General features: G+C 70.3%; 16 protein-coding genes. 4 read left to right on the top strand and 12 right to left on the bottom strand.

From position 1 onward, the window contains the following. Positions 1-6 precede the first annotated feature (6 nt). The 8 genes from ACQP2O_RS25510 to ACQP2O_RS25475 all read right to left on the bottom strand — a co-directional run bounded on the left by ACQP2O_RS25510 (position 7) and on the right by ACQP2O_RS25475 (position 8,790). Positions 7-1,293, bottom strand: coding sequence for an acyl-CoA dehydrogenase family protein (locus ACQP2O_RS25510; RefSeq protein WP_433190057.1), 1,287 nt, complete (start codon positions 1,291-1,293; stop codon positions 7-9). An 18-nt stretch (positions 1,294-1,311) separates the two neighbouring features. After that, entirely contained in the window at positions 1,312-2,379 is a 1,068-nt protein-coding gene (locus ACQP2O_RS25505; protein ID WP_433190054.1) for an acyl-CoA dehydrogenase family protein, read from the bottom strand. Between the two features lie 7 nt (positions 2,380-2,386). Beyond that, positions 2,387-3,562 carry an acyl-CoA dehydrogenase family protein gene (locus tag ACQP2O_RS25500; RefSeq protein ID WP_433190051.1) on the bottom strand — a complete coding sequence of 392 codons (1,176 nt, stop codon included), beginning with the start codon at positions 3,560-3,562 and terminating at the stop codon, positions 2,387-2,389. A gap of 325 nt (positions 3,563-3,887) precedes the next feature. Further along, positions 3,888-4,631, bottom strand: coding sequence for a FadR/GntR family transcriptional regulator (locus ACQP2O_RS25495; RefSeq protein WP_433190048.1), 744 nt, complete (start codon positions 4,629-4,631; stop codon positions 3,888-3,890). A gap of 122 nt (positions 4,632-4,753) precedes the next feature. Next, entirely contained in the window at positions 4,754-5,851 is a 1,098-nt protein-coding gene (locus ACQP2O_RS25490) for an FAS1-like dehydratase domain-containing protein (RefSeq protein WP_433190045.1), read from the bottom strand. Between the two features lie 7 nt (positions 5,852-5,858). Then, positions 5,859-7,040, bottom strand: coding sequence for an amidohydrolase family protein (locus ACQP2O_RS25485; RefSeq protein ID WP_433190042.1), 1,182 nt, complete (start codon positions 7,038-7,040; stop codon positions 5,859-5,861). 8 nt (positions 7,041-7,048) lie between these two features. Continuing rightward, positions 7,049-7,957 (bottom strand): SDR family NAD(P)-dependent oxidoreductase, encoded by a 909-nt coding sequence (locus ACQP2O_RS25480; protein ID WP_433190039.1) that lies wholly within the window; start codon positions 7,955-7,957, stop codon positions 7,049-7,051. Between the two features lie 62 nt (positions 7,958-8,019). Beyond that, positions 8,020-8,790 carry an enoyl-CoA hydratase/isomerase family protein gene (locus ACQP2O_RS25475; RefSeq protein WP_433190036.1) on the bottom strand — a complete coding sequence of 257 codons (771 nt, stop codon included), beginning with the start codon at positions 8,788-8,790 and terminating at the stop codon, positions 8,020-8,022. A 137-nt stretch (positions 8,791-8,927) separates the two neighbouring features. Between ACQP2O_RS25475 and ACQP2O_RS25470 the strand changes: the two genes are divergently transcribed. Beyond that, positions 8,928-9,647: an SDR family NAD(P)-dependent oxidoreductase gene (locus ACQP2O_RS25470; protein WP_433190033.1), complete on the top strand. Its 720-nt coding sequence runs from the start codon at positions 8,928-8,930 to the stop codon at positions 9,645-9,647. 59 nt (positions 9,648-9,706) lie between these two features. On the opposite strand, the gene ACQP2O_RS25465 is transcribed toward ACQP2O_RS25470, so the two are convergent. The 3 genes from ACQP2O_RS25465 to ACQP2O_RS25455 all read right to left on the bottom strand — a co-directional run bounded on the left by ACQP2O_RS25465 (position 9,707) and on the right by ACQP2O_RS25455 (position 13,501). Further along, positions 9,707-10,822, bottom strand: a complete 1,116-nt coding sequence (locus tag ACQP2O_RS25465; protein ID WP_433190030.1) for an NDMA-dependent alcohol dehydrogenase — start codon at positions 10,820-10,822, stop codon at positions 9,707-9,709. Continuing rightward, positions 10,822-12,264 (bottom strand): aldehyde dehydrogenase, encoded by a 1,443-nt coding sequence (locus ACQP2O_RS25460; protein ID WP_433190027.1) that lies wholly within the window; start codon positions 12,262-12,264, stop codon positions 10,822-10,824. Before ACQP2O_RS25460 ends, ACQP2O_RS25465 begins: the two co-directional genes overlap by 1 nt. 154 nt (positions 12,265-12,418) lie before the next feature. Beyond that, a complete protein-coding gene (locus ACQP2O_RS25455) occupies positions 12,419-13,501 on the bottom strand; it encodes a hypothetical protein (protein WP_433190025.1) in 1,083 nt (360 codons plus the stop codon). A gap of 93 nt (positions 13,502-13,594) precedes the next feature. On the opposite strand from ACQP2O_RS25455, the gene ACQP2O_RS25450 reads away from it, so the two are divergent. The 3 genes from ACQP2O_RS25450 to ACQP2O_RS25440 are packed head-to-tail and all read left to right on the top strand — an operon-like array spanning position 13,595 to position 17,508. Then, positions 13,595-15,103, top strand: a complete 1,509-nt coding sequence (locus tag ACQP2O_RS25450; RefSeq protein WP_433190022.1) for a class I adenylate-forming enzyme family protein — start codon at positions 13,595-13,597, stop codon at positions 15,101-15,103. 4 nt (positions 15,104-15,107) lie between these two features. Next, the gene (locus ACQP2O_RS25445) at positions 15,108-16,325 is read left to right on the top strand and encodes an acyl-CoA dehydrogenase family protein (protein ID WP_433190020.1); all 1,218 of its coding nucleotides are present in this window, start codon (positions 15,108-15,110) and stop codon (positions 16,323-16,325) included. 52 nt (positions 16,326-16,377) lie between these two features. Further along, complete coding sequence (locus ACQP2O_RS25440) at positions 16,378-17,508, top strand: acyl-CoA dehydrogenase family protein (protein WP_433190017.1); 1,131 nt, start codon at positions 16,378-16,380, stop codon at positions 17,506-17,508. A 257-nt stretch (positions 17,509-17,765) separates the two neighbouring features. On the opposite strand, the gene ACQP2O_RS25435 is transcribed toward ACQP2O_RS25440, so the two are convergent. Next, positions 17,766-17,999, bottom strand: coding sequence for a hypothetical protein (locus ACQP2O_RS25435; RefSeq protein WP_433190014.1), 234 nt, complete (start codon positions 17,997-17,999; stop codon positions 17,766-17,768). Between the last annotated feature and the right edge of the window lie 243 nt (positions 18,000-18,242).

Here is an 18,242-nt window from a genome sequence, read left to right as displayed (position 1 = left end):
GTCGTGTCAGCGGTTGAGACTCAGCGCCTCCAGCGCGTCCGCGAACCGCTCCCTGGCCCCGGCCGCGCGACTCGGGATGTGCTCGCTCGGCACCTCACGCGCCTCGTAGCCCCGCAGTGTCCGCCGCGCGACGGTGACCCGGTGGATCTCGTCGGGACCGTCGACGATGGAGAAGGATCTCGCCTGCCGGAACATGAGCTCCAGCGGGAGATCGGTGGAGTACCCGAGCGAGCCGTGGACCTGGATCGCCTTGTCGACGACGTCGAAGAGCGCGCGCGAGCCGAAGTACTTGATCATCGCGATCTCGGTCCGCGCCTCGGAGGCCCCCACCTGGTCGATCTTCCACGCCGCGTGAAGTGTCATGAGCCGCGCGGCATGCATCTGGGCGGCCGAGTCGGCGATGTAGTTCTGGATGGACTGCTTCTCCGACAGCAGCGAGCCGTGTGCGTACCGCGACAACGACCGCTCGCACATCATGTCGAACGCGCGCCGCATCATGCCGATCCAGCGCATGCAGTGGTGGATCCGGCCGGGGCCGAGCCGTTTCTGGGCCAGCAGGAAGCCCTCCCCCGGCCGCCCGATCAGGTGGTCGGCGGGGACCCGGACGTCCTCGTAGAGGATCTCGGAGTCGCCGGTCGACCAGTTGAGATGGTGCTCGCACGGCTCGGCCATCGTCCCGATGGTCCGGAGCATGTGCACGCCCGGGGTGCCCTTCGGGACGATGAACATCGACGCGCGCCGGTGCGGCGCGGCGTCCGGATCGGTCACGGCCATGACGATGAGGAAGTCGGCGGTCGGGCCGTTCGAGGTGAACCACTTGTGCCCGTTGATCACCCAGTCGTCGCCGTCGCGTACGGCCCGGGTCGAGAGCAGTGTCGGGTCGGCGCCGGCGCCGGGTTCGGTCATCGAGAAGGCCGACCGCAGCGTGCCGTCGAGCAGCGGATACAGCCAGCGTTCCTTCTGCTCGTCCGTGGCGCCGACGGCGATCAGTTCCGCGTTGCCCGAGTCGGGCGCCATGTTGCCGAACACCTCGGACGCGTAGAACGCCTGGCCGAGGATCTCGTGCAACAGCGCCAGCCTGACCTGGCCCATGCCGCCACCGCCGAGGTCGGGAGGCAGGTGCGCCGCCCACAGCCCGGCGTCCTTCACCTTCTGCTTGAGCGGCTCCTCGAGGCGGAGCAGGGTGTCCCGGTCGACGCCGAGCACCTCCAGGTCGCGCACCTCGGTCGTGACGAACTCGCGGGCCCAGTCCAGCTTCTCCTGGTACTCCGGCTCGGTCGAGAAATCCCACATGGCGGTGCCTGCCTCCCGTCAGCCGACGTCGGCGAACTGGCCGCGTGCGCGACGCTGCCGGTGCATCTCGGGCGAGCCCAGGTACGCGCGGTCGAAGACGGCGCGGCGAAGGAAGAGATGCAGATCGCACTCCCAGGTGTAGCCGATGCCGCCGTGCACCTCGATGGCGCGCCGGGCGGCCGCGATGTACCGCTCGGTGATGTGCGCCTTGGCCAGTGAGGCGAAGCCGCTCGCGTCGTCCTGACGGCGGTCCAGCGCGTGCGCCGCGTACCAGTACAGTCCGCGAGACGGCAGCACGTCGATGGCGACGTCGGCCAACTGGTGCTGGATCGCCTGGAAGTGCGCGATCGTCGTCCCGAACTGCTCACGCTCCTGGCTGTAGCGCACCGCGAGGTCCAGGCACCTGGCGGCCCCGCCGTAGGCGTCCGCCGCGACCAGCACCGCGCCGAGGTCGAGGACCCGCCCGGCCGCCGTGGCACCGCCGGGGAGCCGCTCGTGGTCGGGACCGTCGAAGGCGAGTGTGGCCATCGGCCGCGTACGGTCGATCACGTCGGTGTCGGTGGCTCTGAGGCCGGCGGTGCCGAACTCGACCAGCGCCAGCCCGTCCGCGAGCACGACGACCGCCAGGTCGATACCGTCACCGACCAGGACGTTCCGCTTCTCACCGACGAGCCGGCCGCCGCCCATCTCGAGCTCGTCGAGGCCCCACCGTGTGCCGGGCTCGCCGATCGCGACGGTGGCGCGGCGCTCGCCGGAGGCCAGCTTGGGCAGCCACTCCGCGCGCTGTGCCTCGCTGCCCGCGAGCGTGATCGCGTAGCCGGCCAGCACACGCCCGATGAACGGACCGGGCGCGGCGGCGGCGCCGAGCCGCTCGGCCGCGACGGCCACGTCGAGCGCGCCCGCCCCGCCGCCACCGTGCTCCTCCGGGATCAGCATCTCGTTCAGGCAGAGGGCGTCGAGATCGCCCAGCGAGCCGGTCTGCCCGTCGTAGCGGTCCCGCGCGTGGGAATGAGGCCGCCCGGCTGCGAAAAAGGCATCGATCGACTGTTCGAGCAGCCGCTGCTCCTCGTTCAGATCGAAGTCCACGACGCTCCTAGTTCTCCTGGACGCGCGGCAGCCCCAGGCCGCGCTGGGCGATGATGTTGCGCTGAATGTTCGAGGCGCCGCCGGCGATCGCGCTGCCCAGCGATCCGAAGTACTGGTACATCCAGCGTTCGGCACCGACGTCCGCTCGGTTTCCGGCTCCCGTGTGGGGCAGCAGGCTCGCGTCGCCGAGAATGTCGATCGCGATCGCGGCGATCCGCTCGGCGATGTTGGTGCTGAGGATCTTGTTGGTCAGCCCGAGCGCGCCGGACGACTCCCCCTTCAGCGCGCGCGAGAGCTGGTAGTAGCCCGAGTATCGGTGGGCCTCCAGGAAGCCCTGGACCTCGACCAGCCGGGATCGCAGCCCGGGGTCCTCGATCCACGGGCGCCCGGACGGGCCCCGGGTCCGCCGCGCGAGCCGGATCAGGCTGTTCATCAGCTGGTCGGATCCGCTGACGTCCCCGACCCAGGCCCGTTCGTGCTTGAGCGTGGTGTTGGCGACGCCCCAGCCCTCGCCGGGCTTGCCGACGATCCAGTCCGCATCGGTCGTCGCGTCGGTCAGGAAGACCTCGTTGAACTCCGACTCGCCGGTGATCTGGCGCAGCGGGCGCACCTCGATGCCGGGCTGGCGCATCGGTACAAGCAGGTACGAGATGCCCTTGCGCTTCGGAGCGTCGGGGTCGGTGCGGGCGAGCAGGAACATGTAGTCGGCCTCGTGCGCGAAGCTCGTCCACACCTTCTGGCCACTGATCACCCAGCGGTCGTCGACAAGCGTCGCCCGCGTCCGCAGCGACGCGAGATCGCTGCCCGCGTTCGGCTCGCTGTAGCCCTGGCACCACTTGATCTGGCCGTTGATGGTCGGCTCGATGAAGCGTTCCTTCTGCCACTCCACGCCGGCTTCGAGCAGGGTGGGGACGAGGAGCTGCGTGCCGAGCGACTTGACCTCCATCGGCGCGTGCGCCGCGGCGAACTCCTCGCGGATGACGCGCGCCTTGAGGACGTCGGACGGCTGTTCGGACCCGCCGTAACGGCGCGGAACGGACCGGTAGAGATAGCCGGCGGCCACGGCCTCCTTGCGGAACGCGGCGACTTCGGCAGGGTCGTCGGAGGCCCGCCAGTGCTGCCGGAGAAAGGTGCGTACCTCTTCGCGGAACACCTCGTAGTCGGGGCCGTACGTCAGGTCCATCTCCACCTCAGGTCGTCCGAGTGATGGCCTATTTAGGATACTCTATTGTTGCGACGGCGACAACCGTCCACCGCCACAAGCGATGAGTAACAGTGCACTGAATGAACCAATGGCGCGCTGCGGAACACCTAAGGGCGGGCGTCCACTCCTCCATCAGGAGACCACGCGGGGGGGGTTCCTCGCCGGGAACACGCTCACCCGCCCGATGCGCATACGCACCTGGGCCTACGCGGCAAATAAGAGTATACTCAAATAGGGCCGCACTCGGCCGAGCGGAACTCGATCCCGCTCGGCGGAGGCGGCCCGGAGGACCTCGTGCCGGGCGTTACTCGCCTGCGGCTGCGGCGGCCAGGGCGTTGAGGTGCTTGAGCATGCGGTGCTGGGCGAGGGACGTGTCTCCCGCGACGATCGCCTCGGCGATGACCTCGTGGGCGTGGTGGACCTCCTCGACCTCCTTGGCCGAGGAGACGCTGCGCGCCGCCTGCTTGTCGTACATCGCGGTCGTGCCGAGGAAGCGCGCCGCGCTCAGCTGGGTCAGGACGTTGACGAACAGGTGCAGCGCCGGGTTCCCGCTGAGCTCGGCGACGACGACGTGGAAGTCGTGGATGGTCGCGTCCGACTCGCCGCCCAGGAACTCCGACTCGTGCGCCAGCGCGCCGCGCAGTTTGACGATGCCCGCCTCGTCGATGTTCTCGGCGGCGCTGCGCACGGCCGCCAGCTCCAGCGCCGTGCGCGCCTCGAACAGGTCCGGCGGGTTCACCTTGCGGTAGCGGAGGTAGACCGCGGCAGCGTGGGCCATCGCGTCGGGATCGGGCTCGGCGACGACGAGGCCGCCGCCCGGCCCCCGGCGCATGTAGGCGACGTTGTGATGCTCGAGCAACCGGATCGCCTCGCGGAACGCGGCACGGCTCACGCCGTACTCGGCGAGCAACTCGGCCTCGGAGCCGATGACCTTACCCACCGGCCAGTCCATCTCGATGATGCGCATCTCGATTTTCTCGCAGGTGAGCTCGGCGAGTTTCTTGGTGTGGTTTCCGCTCTGCACCGGGGCGGCCGGTTTGCGGCTCATCATCACTCCATCGCCGAATACAGGTTCCTCATTTAGTAACCAAGGTACCAAAGTCCACGGCCGGTGATGACACGCGAGCGCTCGTGTCCGACGCCGCCGCGTTCGAGGTGTGAACGCGCTGGTCACCGGGCCTGCCGCGCCGGCCGGCGCGGCAGGGTCACCGTCACCGTGCCCGGCCCGACCGACACCCCGTGCCGGTTCTCCGACCACAGGCGCAGCTCGGCCACGCCGGTGTCCGCCTCTTCCCAGACGCGCGCCACCTCGCCGCGTACGGTCACGACGTCGCCGACCGTGTTGAAGGAGCGCATCCGGAAGCCGGAGAACCCCCGGATCTCGCCGCCCAGGCCGATGAACTCGCGGACGCAGCGCTCCCACATGCCGTGCAGGAAGAGGACGTTCGCGTACATCTCCGGGGCGCCGGTCGATCGCGCCCACTCGGTGTTGTGATGGATCGCGTGGAAGTCCCGGTTGCTTCCGGCCGCCATGACGAGGCGGTACACCGTGAGCGGGAACCGGACGGCCGGCAGCGGACGGCCTTCGGCGAGATCGTCCCACCAGAGCTGACGATCCCACGCGATCGGCCGGCCGGCCTGCGGTTCCGCGTCAGGGCGTGGCTGGTGATCCTGCGACGGGGCCGGTGAGCCGGCGCTCGGCCGGGCCGGTCCGGGTTCGTAGCTGTAGCCCGTCGTGCGGCGCCGGGCGACGAGCTCGCCGCGCTGATCGTGGATCTCCGACTCCCAGGTCAGAAACGCCCCGCGACCCACGCTCGTCTGCTTCGGCACGCAGGAGACCAGCACGTTGCCCTTGACCGCGAGCCGATCTCCCACGACCACCGGCTTCAGGTGGTCGATCGCCAGATCGGTCGCGAATCCCCCACGGGTGGCCGGAGCGAGCTTCGCCCGGACCGGCCCGGACCCCGTCCAGGCCGGCTGCGCGTCGCGCTCCGAACTCGTGAACACCGGTGCGTCGCCGGGGCTCCACACCGGTGGGATCGTGAACGTGATGAGGCTGCTCACCGGAGCCGGGATGTCGCGGTAGCCGTACCGGCGCGCGAGCTCCCGGTCGTGGTGCAGCGGGCAGCCGAACTCGAGCGGCTCGGCGAACCTGCGTACGGCACCCGCCTCGACCGGTTCGGGACCTTCCCGGAGTTCACCGTCCCCGAAGTCGGTCCCGACCGCGTCGATCATCGGCTGCCATGCCCGCTGCCACTGCTCGCTCATGACGTGCTCAGTGGAAGCGGAAGAGGTCTCGGGCGTTGGTCTCCACGATCTTGCGGACCTCCTCGGTCGGCACGTCGGCGAACACCTTCTGCGCGTTGGCACGGCTGTTCGGCCACAGCGAGTCCGAGTGCGGATAGTCGCTCTCCCACAGCAGCTTGTCGACCCCGATGTCGTGGCGCAGCCCGATGCCGACCGGGTCATCGATGAAGCAGGAGTAGATGTGCTCGCGGACGACGTCGGACGGGCGCCGGTCGGGGTCGACGTTGTTCTCGATCGGGTACTCCCGGTAGTCCTCCCACACCTGGTCCATGCGCATCAGCGCGTAGGGCACCCACCCGATGCCGCCCTCGGAGTAGGCGACCTTGAGCGTCGGGTGCTTCTTGAACACCGGTGACATGACCAGCTCGGCCATGGAGTTGAACAGGGTGATCCCGAACAGCGCCGTCACGGCGGCCTGTGGCGCCTCGGGCGACACGAACGGGATGATCTTGGAGCCGCCGAAGTGCATGGACAGCGGCATCTGCGCCTCGGCCGCCGCCGCGAACACCCCGTCCCACGCGGTGGTCTGGTACGACGGCAGGCCGAGGCCGGCCGGGTTGTCCGGGAACGCGATCGATCGTGCGCCCTTCGCGGCGCAGCGCCGCACCTCCTGTGCGGACAGGTCCTGGTCCCACATCGGAAGGATGATCAGGGAGATGTACCTGTCGGGCGCGGCCGCGCACCACTCGTCCAGCACGAAGTCGTTGTACGCCCGCACGCAGAGGAGGGCGAGGTCCTTGTCCTTGCCGCGCAGGAACTTGCTCCCGGAGAATCCGGGGAGGCTCGGGAAGGGCGCCTGGGCCCACACGCCGTCCTCGTCCATGTCGGCCAGCCTGGCCACCGGGTCGTAGGTGCCCCGGCGCATCTGGTCGAACCGGACCGGGCTGAAGTTGCGGTCCTTGACGTCCAGCCCCGCCGTCGCGGTCAGGCCGACGTTCGGCTCGAGGGTGTCCTCGTACCGCCAGACCTGCATCCCCTTCTTGAGGTGGACCTCCTTCGCGTAGAAGGGCTCGACCCGGTCCTCGGTGATCTCTTCGACGTGCGGGCACCGGTCGTGGTACTTGGCGGGCAGGCGATCGACCCAGAGGCCGGGCGGTTCGATGAGATGATCGTCAATCGAGATCATCTTGATGTCGTCGGTGAGTGGCATGGAACCTCCTAGTGACCGAGTACGGCCTGCTCGACGATCCGCATCTGATCGTTCGCGTCGGCTGGGATGTCGTAGTCGCCGATGTCGAAGGCTTCGCGGAAGTGAGCGCGGACCTGTTCGGGCGTCAGCGTGGTCCGCGCGGCCCACCCGCGTGTCTGGGCCAGGAAGCCGCGGGCGACGTGGCTCCCGCCGGCGTGGACGACCTCCCCGTTGACCGGGCATTCCTCGCTCAGCAGGTACGCGACGACCGCGGCGACGTTCTGGGGCGACATCAGGTCGCCCCACAGCTCCTTGGCCTCGGGCCGCGCGAGGCGGGTCCCGGCGAGGGGGGCGATGGAGTTGACCTTGATATCGAGTCCCTTGTGCCGTGCCTCGTAGGCGAGGCACTTGGTCAGGCCGATGATGCCGGTCTTGGCCGCGGAGTACGCGGGCTGGCGATAGTGACCGAACTGGGCCATCGACGACGTCAGCACGATCCGTCCGTAGCCGCGCTTCTCCATGTCCCGCCACGCCGGCTGGCCGACGTGCCACGCGCCGAGTAGGTGCACGGCCAGCACGTCGAGCACCTCCCGCATCGGCTGGTCCGCGAACATGCCGGCGTTGACGACGCCGGCGTTGTGCACCAGCAGGTCGACCTGCCCGAACGCGTCCAGCGCAGTCCGCACGACGGCGGCTCCGCCCTCGGCGGTCGCCACCGAGTCCAGCGACGCCACGGCCCGCCCACCGGCCGCCGTGATCTCCTCGACCACCTCGGCGGCGACGGACGCGTCGGGGTCGCCGCCCTTCGGCTGGACGCCCGGATCATTGATCACCACCGCGGCGCCCCGCGAGGCCAGGAGAAGCCCGTACGCGCGGCCGATGCCTCGCCCGCCGCCGGTGATGACCGCGACCTTGCCGCCGAAGTCGACGTCCGGCATCTGCCCTCCTCACCTTCTCACAGATCAGGACACTGAATATTTACGGACACGCGGTTTCGGTCTCACACGGTCCAGTTCGGCTTGCGCTTCGCCATGAACGCGGCCGGCCCCTCGGTGGCGTCCGGGTGTTCCAGGTGCGCCTGCAGCAGCTCGTAGCCGTGCTTGAGGCCGTCGTCCAGGCCGCGGTCGAGGCTCTCCCAGATCGCCCGCAGCGACGTCTTCACGCTCTGGGGTGACGCGCTCGCGATGATGTGGCCGAGCTCGACCGCCCGGTCCCGCAGCCTCTCGACCGGCACGACCTCACTGACCAGGCCCAGCTCGAGGGCCCGCTGCGCGCCGATCCGGTACGACTTGCCCAGCGTGACCATGCGCAGGACCTCGCCGAGCGGGATCCGCCGCGCGAGCCCGATCGGCTCCAGCGCGCTGACCTGCCCGACGTGGACGTGCGTGTCGAAGAAGGTGGCGTTCTCGCTGCAGATCACGATGTCCGCGTCGGCGACGAAGTGCAGCCCTGCCGACGCGCAGAGCCCGTTGACGGCTGTGATCGTCGGCGTGAACACACCGGCCTGCCGTGCGGTGTAGCGCGGGTAGTCCTCGGGCCCGTCGAGCTCGGAGACGTCGCCGCCCGAGGAGAACGCCCGATCGCCGGCCGCGGTGACGACGACCGCCCGGACGTCCGGATCGGCGTCGAGCTTCGGCCAGAGCTCGGTCAGCCTGGATCGCACCGAGCGGGAGAAGGCGTTGAGCTGCTGCGGCCGGTTGATCGTGAGCACCACGACGTGGCCGTCCCGCTCCACCAGAAGCTCGTCATCCGGCGACGGAGCACCACCCACGACCCCACCTCATCTCCGAGCATTTAAAGTATACTCTATTACTATCACGACAGACCAGCACTCGTCTACGGTGCAGATCAGGCTAAACAGCACCGTAATTGAAAACACTGAGTGTGGTCCGAACAAGAGGAGAGCAGATGAGCGTCGCGGTAGTCACAGGCGCCGGCCGGGGACTCGGTCTCCAGACCGCGCGGACGCTCGCGCAGCGAGGTCATTCGATCGTCGCGATCGACGTGGACGCGGACGGCGCCGCCGACACCGCCGCGGCCGTCGGCGGCCGCGGGTTCGGCTGCGACGTCGCCGACCGCGACGCCGTGCGCGAGGTGGCGGAGCAGGTCGGGCCGGTCGACGTCCTCGTCAACAACGCGGGCATCTGGCGCTTCGGCCCGCTGCTCGACCTCGGCCGCGAAGACGTGATCGACGTCGTGAACGTCAACCTGCTCGGGACGCTGTGGTGCGTGCAGGCGTTCGTCCCCGGCATGGCCGGGCGCGGCGGCTCGGTGATCAACCTGTCGTCCGGCGCCGCCCGCATGCACTCGCCGGGAACCGGCGTCTATCCGACCACCAAGAACGCGATCGAGGCGCTGACCGTCCAGCTCGCCGTCGAGCTCGGCCCGCTCGGCGTACGGGTCAACGCCGTCGCTCCCGGCTCGATCCTGACCGAGGCCACCGCGAAGATCCTCAGCGAGAGCGACCGGGCCGAACGCGAACGGACCATCCCGGCCAGCCGGATGGGCCGGCCGGAGGACATCGCCGACGCCATCGCGTACCTGGCCTCCGACGCGGCCGAGTACGTGACCGGGCAGACCCTCTACGTCGACGGCGGCCTCACCTCCGGCAAGGTCACGGCCCGCTGACCGCCGGCTGTGAGGGCGGCCCTGGCCATCACCTGGTCAGGGCCGCCCTCACCCAGGCCCTAGTCGAACACGATCAGGCCGCGGATGTTCCGTCCGGCCCGGAGGTCGGCGTAGCCCTCGTTGATCTCGTCGAGGGTGTACGTCTTGGTGACCATCTCGTCGAGCTTGAGCTGTCCCCGCCGGTAGAGGTCGAGCAGCTGGGGCATTGCCGTCCGGGGGTTCTCGCTGCCGAGCCTGGAGCCGCGCAGCTGTTTCTCCGAGAACGTCAGATCGTTGAGGTTGCAGGTGATCTCCGTCGTCGCGGTCGGCGCCACCGCGGCGACCACGATCCGGCCCCGCTTGCCGGCGAGCCCAATCGACGGCGCGATGAGATCGCCCGCGGCCAGCGACGACGTGAGCACCACGGCGTCGGCCATGTGCCCGGAGGTGATCTCGGTGACGAGCGGCAGCGCCTCGTGGACGTCGGGCGCGCCGTGCGTGGCGCCGAAGTCCATGGCCGCGTCTCGTTTCCAGGCGACCGGATCCACGGCGACGACCTGGCTGGCCCCCGCCATGCGGGCGCCCTGGACGGCCGCCATGCCGAGGCCGCCCACACCGACCACGACGACGGTGTCGCCCGCGCGTACCTCCCCGGCGTTGACCGCCGTGCCCCAGCCGGTCGTCACGCCGCAGCCCACCAGGGCCGCCTTGTCGAGCGGCAGGTCCTTGTCGATCCGCACGGCGGAGTTCTCGTGCACGACGACGTACGGCGAGAAGGATCCCAGCATGCAGAACGCCGTGACCGGCTGATCGTCGATGTGGATGCGGTGGGTGCCGTCGGACAGGGCGGTGCCGCTCGCCATCCGCGCGCCGCTCTCGCAGAGGTTCTGCCAGCCGCGGACGCACGGCCGGCAGCGCCCGCACGCCGCGACCCAGCTCAGCACGACGTGGTCGCCGACGGCGAGGGTGTCGACGTCCGGCCCGACGGCCTCGACGACGCCCGCGCCCTCATGCCCGCCCACCACCGGATATCCCTGGTAGTGCGAGTCCCCGGTCGCGACGTGGTCATCGGAGTGGCACAACCCGCTCGCGGCCAGCTTGACCCGGACCTCGTGCCGCTTCGGCTCGCCGAGGTCAACGGTCTCGATCTTCCATTCCTGGCCGGCTCCCCAGAGCACGGCGGCCTGCGTGCGCATCAGGCGCTCACCCCTTCCGGAAGGTGCAGAGACTTGTACTCCAGGTAGCCGCTCACACCCTCGGGACCGCCCTCACGCCCGATCCCGGAGCACTTGTAGCCGCCGAACGGGCTACCGATGCGGAAGTCGTTCACGGTCACGCCGCCGGTGCGGATCCTGCCGGCGACGCCGATGCCCCGCTCGACGTCCCCCGTGAACACCGACCCGGACAGGCCGTACGACGAGTCGTTGGCGATGCGGACCGCGTCCTCCTCGGTCTCGTACGGGATGATCACGGCGACCGGCCCGAAGATCTCCTCCTGGGCGATGCGCATCCCGTTGTCGACGTCGACGAACACGGTCGGCTCGACGTACCACCCGTGGGACCGGCCGGACGGTCGGCCGCCGCCGATGGCGACCTTGGCCCCCTGCTCCCGTCCGGAGGCGATGTAGCCCTCCACCCTGGCTCGCTGGCGCTCGGCGACGAGCGGGCCGATCTGCGTCTCGGCGTCCCGCGGGTCGCCGACGGTCAGCGTGGAGACCGCCTCGCAGTAGCGATCCGCGATCTCCTGATAGCGGCTCATCGGCGCGAGCACCCGGCTGATCGCGGCGCAGATCTGCCCGTTGTTCTGCATCACCCCGTTCACCATCTTGGGGATGTCGCGCTCGAGGTCGGCGTCCTCCAGCACGATCGCCGCGGACTTGCCGCCGAGCTCGAGGGTCACCCGCTTCACCTGCTCGCCGCAGATGGCCCCGATCCGGCGGCCCGCGGCCGTGCTGCCGGTGAAGGCGACCTTGTCGACGCCCGGATGGCTGATGAGGTGCTCCCCCACCTCGCGGCCGGCCGGGATGATGCTGATCACACCCTCCGGATAGCCCGCCTTCTGGACCGCCTCGGCGATGGCGTAGCCGTCGAGCGGGGTCTCGGGCGCCGGCTTCACGATGACCGTGCATCCGGTGAGCGTGGCCGGGAGCAGCTTCGCCATGAGAAGCCCGAGCGGCACGTTCCAGGGGACGACGCCGGCCACCACGCCGACCGGCTCCCGGACGATCAGCGAGGGGCCGGCGGCGCCCTGACGCAGTTCGCGAAGCGGGACCTGCCGCGCCGTCTCGACGTACTCCTCGACCAGCCCGCGTACGACGCGCTGCGTCGTCGGCCGGGTGAACCGGACCGGAGAGCCCATCTCGTCGGTCTGCAGGAGCGCCAGTTCCTCGGCCCGCGGGGCGAGTGCGTCGATGAGGCGGAGGGTGATCTCGGCGCGTTCCTCGAACGACATCCGCGGCCACGGACCGGTGTCGAAGGCCGTACGCGCCGCCGCCACCGCCGCGTCCATGTCGGCCGGTTCCGCCGCCGGCAACCGGCCGACGACCTGCTCGGTGGTCGGGGAGATCACCTCGAGCACCCCTTGGCCGGCGGGCGCGCTCCACCGGCCGCCGATGAACAACTGGTCGAACTCGAGCATCGGATCGTCTCCTCTCGGTTCCCCCACGATCGTGGGTGCCGTCCGGCCCTGGACGGACCAGGCGGCCTAGTGAGACGATATCCTTATACTCTTTTCCCGCCAATGCCCTATCTCACGACACAGGCGGCATTAAGAGTGCTCTGTATGTGGCAGATCAGAGGCCGGGGACCGCGAGCACGGACACGGTGCAGTCCCCCGGCGGCGTGCCCACCATGATGTCGGCCACCATCAGCGCGGGCTCTCCGTCCAGGTGGCGCGGGTAGACCACGTTGATGTCGGCCGGCATCCGGGTCGGCAGCCCGGCGCCGCCAACCAGGAAGTGCCCGCCATCGGCCGTGAAGGCGTGGATCTCGTTCTTCATCGGCGCGGTCACCACCACCGTGCCCCGCCGCGTCACGCAGACTCCGTCGAGTTCCCCGAGGTCACGGTGGACGGGCGGCGGCTGCACACCGGACCGGAAGGCGCTCATCGGCAGCCGGTAGACGCCGCCCCCCACCGGATCGACCGGCGAGCAGCTGACGCCCCAGCACACGCCGTCCAGCGGCGAGACCGCGCAGCCGTTCACGTACCCCGGCATCACCACCCGGGTCACCTCGTCGGCGGCCCCGGGCTCGTCGCGCACCAGCGGTCCCAGAGCGGCGGCGGGGATGCGGTACACGGCCGGGGAGACCGGAGGCGGCAGGGCGGGATCGACGCCCGGGTTGGTGTGCGGGCAGTCGGCGATGTACATGTTCCCGTCGGCGTCGATCGCCAGCCCGTTCGGCATCTCCAGCGCCTCGAAGCGCCGCGCGATCCGCGAGCCCTCCCACAGCGGGACGCGGCCGCGAACCTCGCCGCTCATCGGGTCGAACGCGAGCACGTGCGGACGCGCGTCGGCGGGACCGGAACCGTCCGGATGCGCGATCGGCTTGCCGTCCGCGACGATGAACGCGGTGCCGCGCGGGAACGCCTCGATGTCGGCCCGGAGCACGTCACAGCCGAGCGTCGTGGTGAGCCCGTCGATCAGCCTGCGCTCCTCGACCGTGACCTCGCCGTCGCGCGAGATGCGCGCCCTGGTCACGAACGCCTCTCCTTCGAGGTAGACCAGCCCCTGACTCTCCCGGAACCACGGGAACCCGACGTCGAGCCGGCAGTTGCCGAAGACGAAGGTCTCACCGTCCTCGAGCATCTCGGCACTCTCCGGGTTGGTGCACCCCTCCACCACTCCGAGCAGCTTGCCGGTGAATCGGTCGGTCATCATCGCTCTCCCGGTCTCAGCCAGTAAGGCGAATGTAGTATACTCTATTATGGAATTTCGGTGCCAGAACCGACATCGCAAAGGCGGGGAGTCATGGAACTAGCCCGCGTCATCGACGAGGTCGCGCATCTCGACGCCGACGCTCCGGCCCTGTGGTTCGAGGGACGGTGGTACTCCTGGGGCGAGCTCACCGCTCGCGGCGACGAGGTGCTGTCACGCGTCGCCGGCGCCGGAGTACCCGCCGACGAGAGCGTTGGCGTGATCCTCCGCAACGATCCCCTCTGCGTGGCGGTGCTGCTGTCCGCGCTGCGCGCCCGGCGTCCCGTGCTCACGTTCAGCCCGCTGCTGCCCGACGCCGCGCTCGCCGACGACGTCAGGGCCAACCGGCCCGCCGCCCTCGTCGGCCTGTCCGCCGACTGGGCCCGTCCCGGCCTCGCCGACGCCGTACGGACCGCCGGCGGGCTGGGCGTACAGCTCGGTGACGACGGCGCGGCGGCCGTGCCCGAGACCGCGTACGCTCCGGGCGCGGACCACTTCACCGCGGGGTCCGGCACCGCGGCCACCATGCTCACCAGCGGTACGACCGGTCCGCCGAAGCGCGTGGCGGTGACGCTCAACGGCCTGGCGCACGCCGTGTACAGCGCGACAGTGCATCACGAGGGCAAGCGCGCCGACGCACCGCCGCGGCTGCGCGAGGCCACCTCGATCATCGATCTGCCCCTGTTCAACATCACGTCGTACCTCGACATCGCGATGACCGCGGCCGCCGGGCGCCGGATCTGCCTGATGCGGCGGTTCGAGCCCCGGGCGTGGGGGCAGGCCGTCCGCGACCACAAGGTCGTCGTCGCACTCCTCGTCCCGACGGCCATGCGCATGGTGGTCGACGCCGAGATCCCGAAGGAGTGGCTGACGAGCCTGCGCGTCGTCCGCTCCGGCTCGGCGCCGCTCGATCCGGAGCTCGCCAGGACGTTCGAGGAGAGGTACGACGTGCCGGTGATCGTGTCGTACGGCGCGACCGAGTTCTCCGGGGCGCTCGCCGGGCTCACGATGGCCGACCGGCGCCGCTGGGGAACGGCGAAACGCGGCAGTGTCGGCCGCCCGCACCCCGGCGTCGAGCTCCGCATCGTCGACCCAGGGGACGGCCGCGACCTGGAACCCGGCGCCGTGGGCGTACTCCTCGCGCGCGCCCCGCAGATCGCGGGCGCCGAGCCCGGCGGTTGGACCCGAACGAACGATCTCGCCCGCATCGACGAGGACGGCTTCTTGTTCATCGAAGGGCGCGTCGACGACGTCATCATCCGCGGCGGGTTCAAGGTCGATCCGCGTTCGGTCGCCGCCGTGCTGTGCCGGCACCCCGACGTGGCCGACGCGGCGGTCGTAGCGCTGCCCGACGCGCGCCTCGGGCAGGTGCCCGGCGCCGCAGTCGTCCTGCGGGACGGCGCGCCGGACCGGCCCGATCTGGAAGCCGACCTGCAGACCTGGGTACGCGGCCACCTCGCCCCGTACGCGGTGCCGGTCCGGATCCGGACCGTCGGCGCGCTCCCGCGAACGCCGACGATGAAGATCGCCCAACGGCAACTGCTCGACCTGCTGAAGGGCTGAGGCCATGAGTGCTCTCCCGACGCGTATCACGCCGTCCGCCGACCACGATCGGCTCCGGGACGCGGTCCGCGCGTGGCTCGCGGCCAACACGCCCGCCGGCTGGCACGACGAGCTCAAGACCGCGACGAAGGAACGGTTCCGCGCCTTCAACATCCGCCAGGCACAGCTGCTGCGGTCGGCCGGGCTGCTCGCGACCCACTGGCCCGCCGAGTACGGCGGCGGCGGATTCAGCTTCCGCGAACAGCTCATCATCCAGGAGGAGCTCGTCCGGGCCGACTTTCCGCAGCCCCGGCTGCTCGAGATCTCGCTCGCGCACATCGCCGCGACCCTGATCGCGTACGGCTCGGCGGAGCAGCGCGCCCACCTCTCGGCGATCCTCGACGGCGAGATCTGGTGTCAGGGCTTCTCCGAGCCAGAGGCCGGATCGGACCTGGCCGCGCTCCGCACCCGGGCCGTACGCCGCGGCGACGTGTACGTCGTCAACGGGCAGAAGGTCTGGTCGAGCTACGCGGACCAGGCCTCCTGGTGCCTGTTGCTCGCCCGTACCGATTCGGACGCGCCCAAGCACCGCGGGCTGTCGATGTTCATGCTCGACCTGGACTCACCCGGCGTCGAACTGCGACCGACCCGGCAGGCGACCGGCACGGAGGAGTTCTGCGAGCTGTTCTTGACCGACGCCGAGATACCGGTCGCGCACCGCCTCGGCGAGGAGAACGCCGGCTGGCGGATGGCCCAGACGACCCTGGCCACCGAGCGGGTCTTCAACATCCTGGAGCTGCAGGCCAGGCTGGCCGTGGCCCTCGACGAGATCGCCGTGCGGGCGCGGGTGACGCCGGCAGGAGTCGGCCGGACCGCCGCGGACGACGCGTCGTTCCGGCAGGACCTGGCCGCACGTGCCGCGGAGGTCGACGTGCTCGGCCTGCTCGGGCAGCGGCTGGCGCAGAGCGTCGAGCTGACCGGCGAGGTCGGCCCCGAAGGCTCGATCGTCAAGCTCATGTACAGCGAGACCCTGCAGAAACTGACCGGGCTGGCCCTGCGGATGCAGGGCATGCCGGCGATGCTCGACGAACGGCGCGAGTTCGCCACCACCTGGACCTCGGGACACTGGATGATCGACCACCTCAAGTCATGGAACTGGACCATCGCGGCCGGCAGCAACGAGATCCAGCGCAACATCATCGGCGAACGCGTCCTCGCCCTGCCACGGGAGCCACAACCATGAGCGGATCGATGGGCAACGGGAGTCCGGTCCCTCCCCCGACGGAGGAGGGCTCATGAGCGACGTCCCCGGCATCGACCCCGAGCGCGCGGAGATACGCGAGGAGTTCCGGCAGTCGGTGCGCGGCGTGCTGAAGCAGGCGGCGGCTCGTGGCCCGCGACCGGTCTGGGCGGCCGAGACCGTGGACCCGTCAGCGTACGAGCAGGCCGCGGGCCTCGGCTGGCTGGGCCTGCTGGTCGACGAGGAGTGGGGCGGTGCGGGGGCCGGTCTGCTCGAGGCCGTCGTCGTCGCCGAGGAGCTCGGCGCTCACCTCACCGTCATGCCGTTCCTGTCCAGCGCCGTGCTCGGCTGCACCGCCGTTTCCGTGGGCGGCGACGCCGCCGCGCGGGAGCGCTGGCTCCCGGGCCTGGCCGCCGGCCGCCTGCGGAGCGCCGCGCTGCTCACCGGACGGTCGGGACGCCTCGGGCCCGAACTGCTCGACGTGGAGGCGACCGGCGACGGCGAGGACACCGTGTTGCGCGGCGAGGCCGGGTTCGTCCTGGACGGCGAGGACGCCGACCTCCTGGTGGTGGCCGCCCGCCGCGCCGGGCGGGCGGAGCCCGAGCTCTATGCCGTTCCCGGCGGCACCCCCGGTGTCGAGACGACCGAACTGCTCGGTGTCGACCGGACCCACCGGCTGTCCGGCGTGGTGTTCCGCGACGTGCGCGTGGACGCGTCCGCGCGCCTGCCGCGCGGCGCGGACGCGTTCCCGGCGATGCTCGACCGCGCGGCGCTCGTACTCGCGGCCGACGCGCTGGGGGTCGCGCGGCGCGCCCTCGACATGGCCGTGGAATACGCGAAGCAGCGGGAGCAGTTCGGCCGGCCGATCGGCTCGTTCCAGGCGATCAAACACAAGCTGGCCGACATGTACGTGCTCGTCCAGGGTGCGTCGGTGGCCGTGGACGGGGCGGCGGCCGCGCTCGATGAGGGCAGGGACGCTCGCCGGCTCGTCGCGGTGGCGAGTTCGTACGCGAGGGACGCGGCGACGAAGGTGGCGGGCGACGCGATCCAGGTACACGGCGGCATCGGCTACACCTGGGAGCACGACTGCCATCGCCTGTTCAAACGCGCGAAGTTCGACGAGCTCTACCTCGGCGACCCGTCGGTCCAGCGCGAACGCCTGGCGCGACTGCTCCTCGACGGCTGAGCGGCAGGCAGGACAGGCTAGGGGGTGTCCGGTGATCCACCAGACATTCCCCTCAGCTATACGCAGGAGCTTCTGCTGGATCGCCTGTGGCCAGCGGATTTCTGTCGTCCGGTTTCGTGGCGTACGTGCGCTCGCGGAGCAGGCCAGGCTCAGTGCGTGGGTCAGCGGTCCTGGCGGGACCGTGGCGGTGCGACGGTGGTGACCAGGCCGGTCTTAACGTCGTAGGAGTAACCCGAGACCTTGATTCTGGGTGAGACCTACGGCGCGTTGATGATCTTCTCGACATCGCCGGGAACGGTGGCCGCCGGGTCCAGGACGGCCCGTCTGGCGAGCTCCGCGTCGTCGAAGCCGCGAGTGGCGAAGCCATGACGAAGACCCTCGTAAGCGAAGAACCCAGACCCGCAGTCTGTGTGGTGCACCACCGCCAACTCGAACCAGTCCGCGTCTCGCGTCTCCTCGACCGACTGAACCGTTAACGCCTTCATGGCCACGTCCGGAGAGGGAGGCACCGCGAGGTTTCACGCAGACCGAACCGTCCGACGCCGTCGCGGGCTGTTTGGCCGTCTGCCGAATGGTCTACTGATGAGGCCCGGAGGAAGCAGTTCAGGTATTGAGTAGCGGTCGGCCGGGGGAGGCCGCCATCTCCGACACAAGTCGTTCGAAGCCGGTACGCCGTGCGGCCGGGAATCACGCGGCGTCTGATTCGTACCCTGACGGCGCCGCCACTGACGTAC

It is taken from the genome of Actinoallomurus sp. CA-150999 (assembly GCF_050942425.1).
GTDB lineage: Bacteria > Actinomycetota > Actinomycetes > Streptosporangiales > Streptosporangiaceae > Actinoallomurus.
Note: the sequence above shows the minus strand (reverse complement) of the source record. Positions and strands in the feature narration are given on the sequence as shown.

Excerpts from the sequence above, each read along its gene's own strand:
- ACQP2O_RS25510 (WP_433190057.1), bottom strand. The coding sequence starts at position 1,293 with ATGTGGGATTTCTCGACCGAGCCGGAGTACCAGGAGAAGCTGGACTGG.
- ACQP2O_RS25500 (WP_433190051.1), bottom strand. The coding sequence starts at position 3,562 with ATGGACCTGACGTACGGCCCCGACTACGAGGTGTTCCGCGAAGAGGTA.
- ACQP2O_RS25495 (WP_433190048.1), bottom strand. The coding sequence starts at position 4,631 with ATGAGCCGCAAACCGGCCGCCCCGGTGCAGAGCGGAAACCACACCAAG.
- ACQP2O_RS25490 (WP_433190045.1), bottom strand. The coding sequence starts at position 5,851 with ATGAGCGAGCAGTGGCAGCGGGCATGGCAGCCGATGATCGACGCGGTC.
- ACQP2O_RS25485 (WP_433190042.1), bottom strand. The coding sequence starts at position 7,040 with ATGCCACTCACCGACGACATCAAGATGATCTCGATTGACGATCATCTC.
- ACQP2O_RS25480 (WP_433190039.1), bottom strand. The coding sequence starts at position 7,957 with ATGCCGGACGTCGACTTCGGCGGCAAGGTCGCGGTCATCACCGGCGGC.
- ACQP2O_RS25470 (WP_433190033.1), top strand. The coding sequence starts at position 8,928 with ATGAGCGTCGCGGTAGTCACAGGCGCCGGCCGGGGACTCGGTCTCCAG.
- ACQP2O_RS25465 (WP_433190030.1), bottom strand. The coding sequence starts at position 10,822 with ATGCGCACGCAGGCCGCCGTGCTCTGGGGAGCCGGCCAGGAATGGAAG.
- ACQP2O_RS25460 (WP_433190027.1), bottom strand. The coding sequence starts at position 12,264 with ATGCTCGAGTTCGACCAGTTGTTCATCGGCGGCCGGTGGAGCGCGCCC.
- ACQP2O_RS25455 (WP_433190025.1), bottom strand. The coding sequence starts at position 13,501 with ATGACCGACCGATTCACCGGCAAGCTGCTCGGAGTGGTGGAGGGGTGC.
- ACQP2O_RS25450 (WP_433190022.1), top strand. The coding sequence starts at position 13,595 with ATGGAACTAGCCCGCGTCATCGACGAGGTCGCGCATCTCGACGCCGAC.
- ACQP2O_RS25445 (WP_433190020.1), top strand. The coding sequence starts at position 15,108 with ATGAGTGCTCTCCCGACGCGTATCACGCCGTCCGCCGACCACGATCGG.
- ACQP2O_RS25440 (WP_433190017.1), top strand. The coding sequence starts at position 16,378 with ATGAGCGACGTCCCCGGCATCGACCCCGAGCGCGCGGAGATACGCGAG.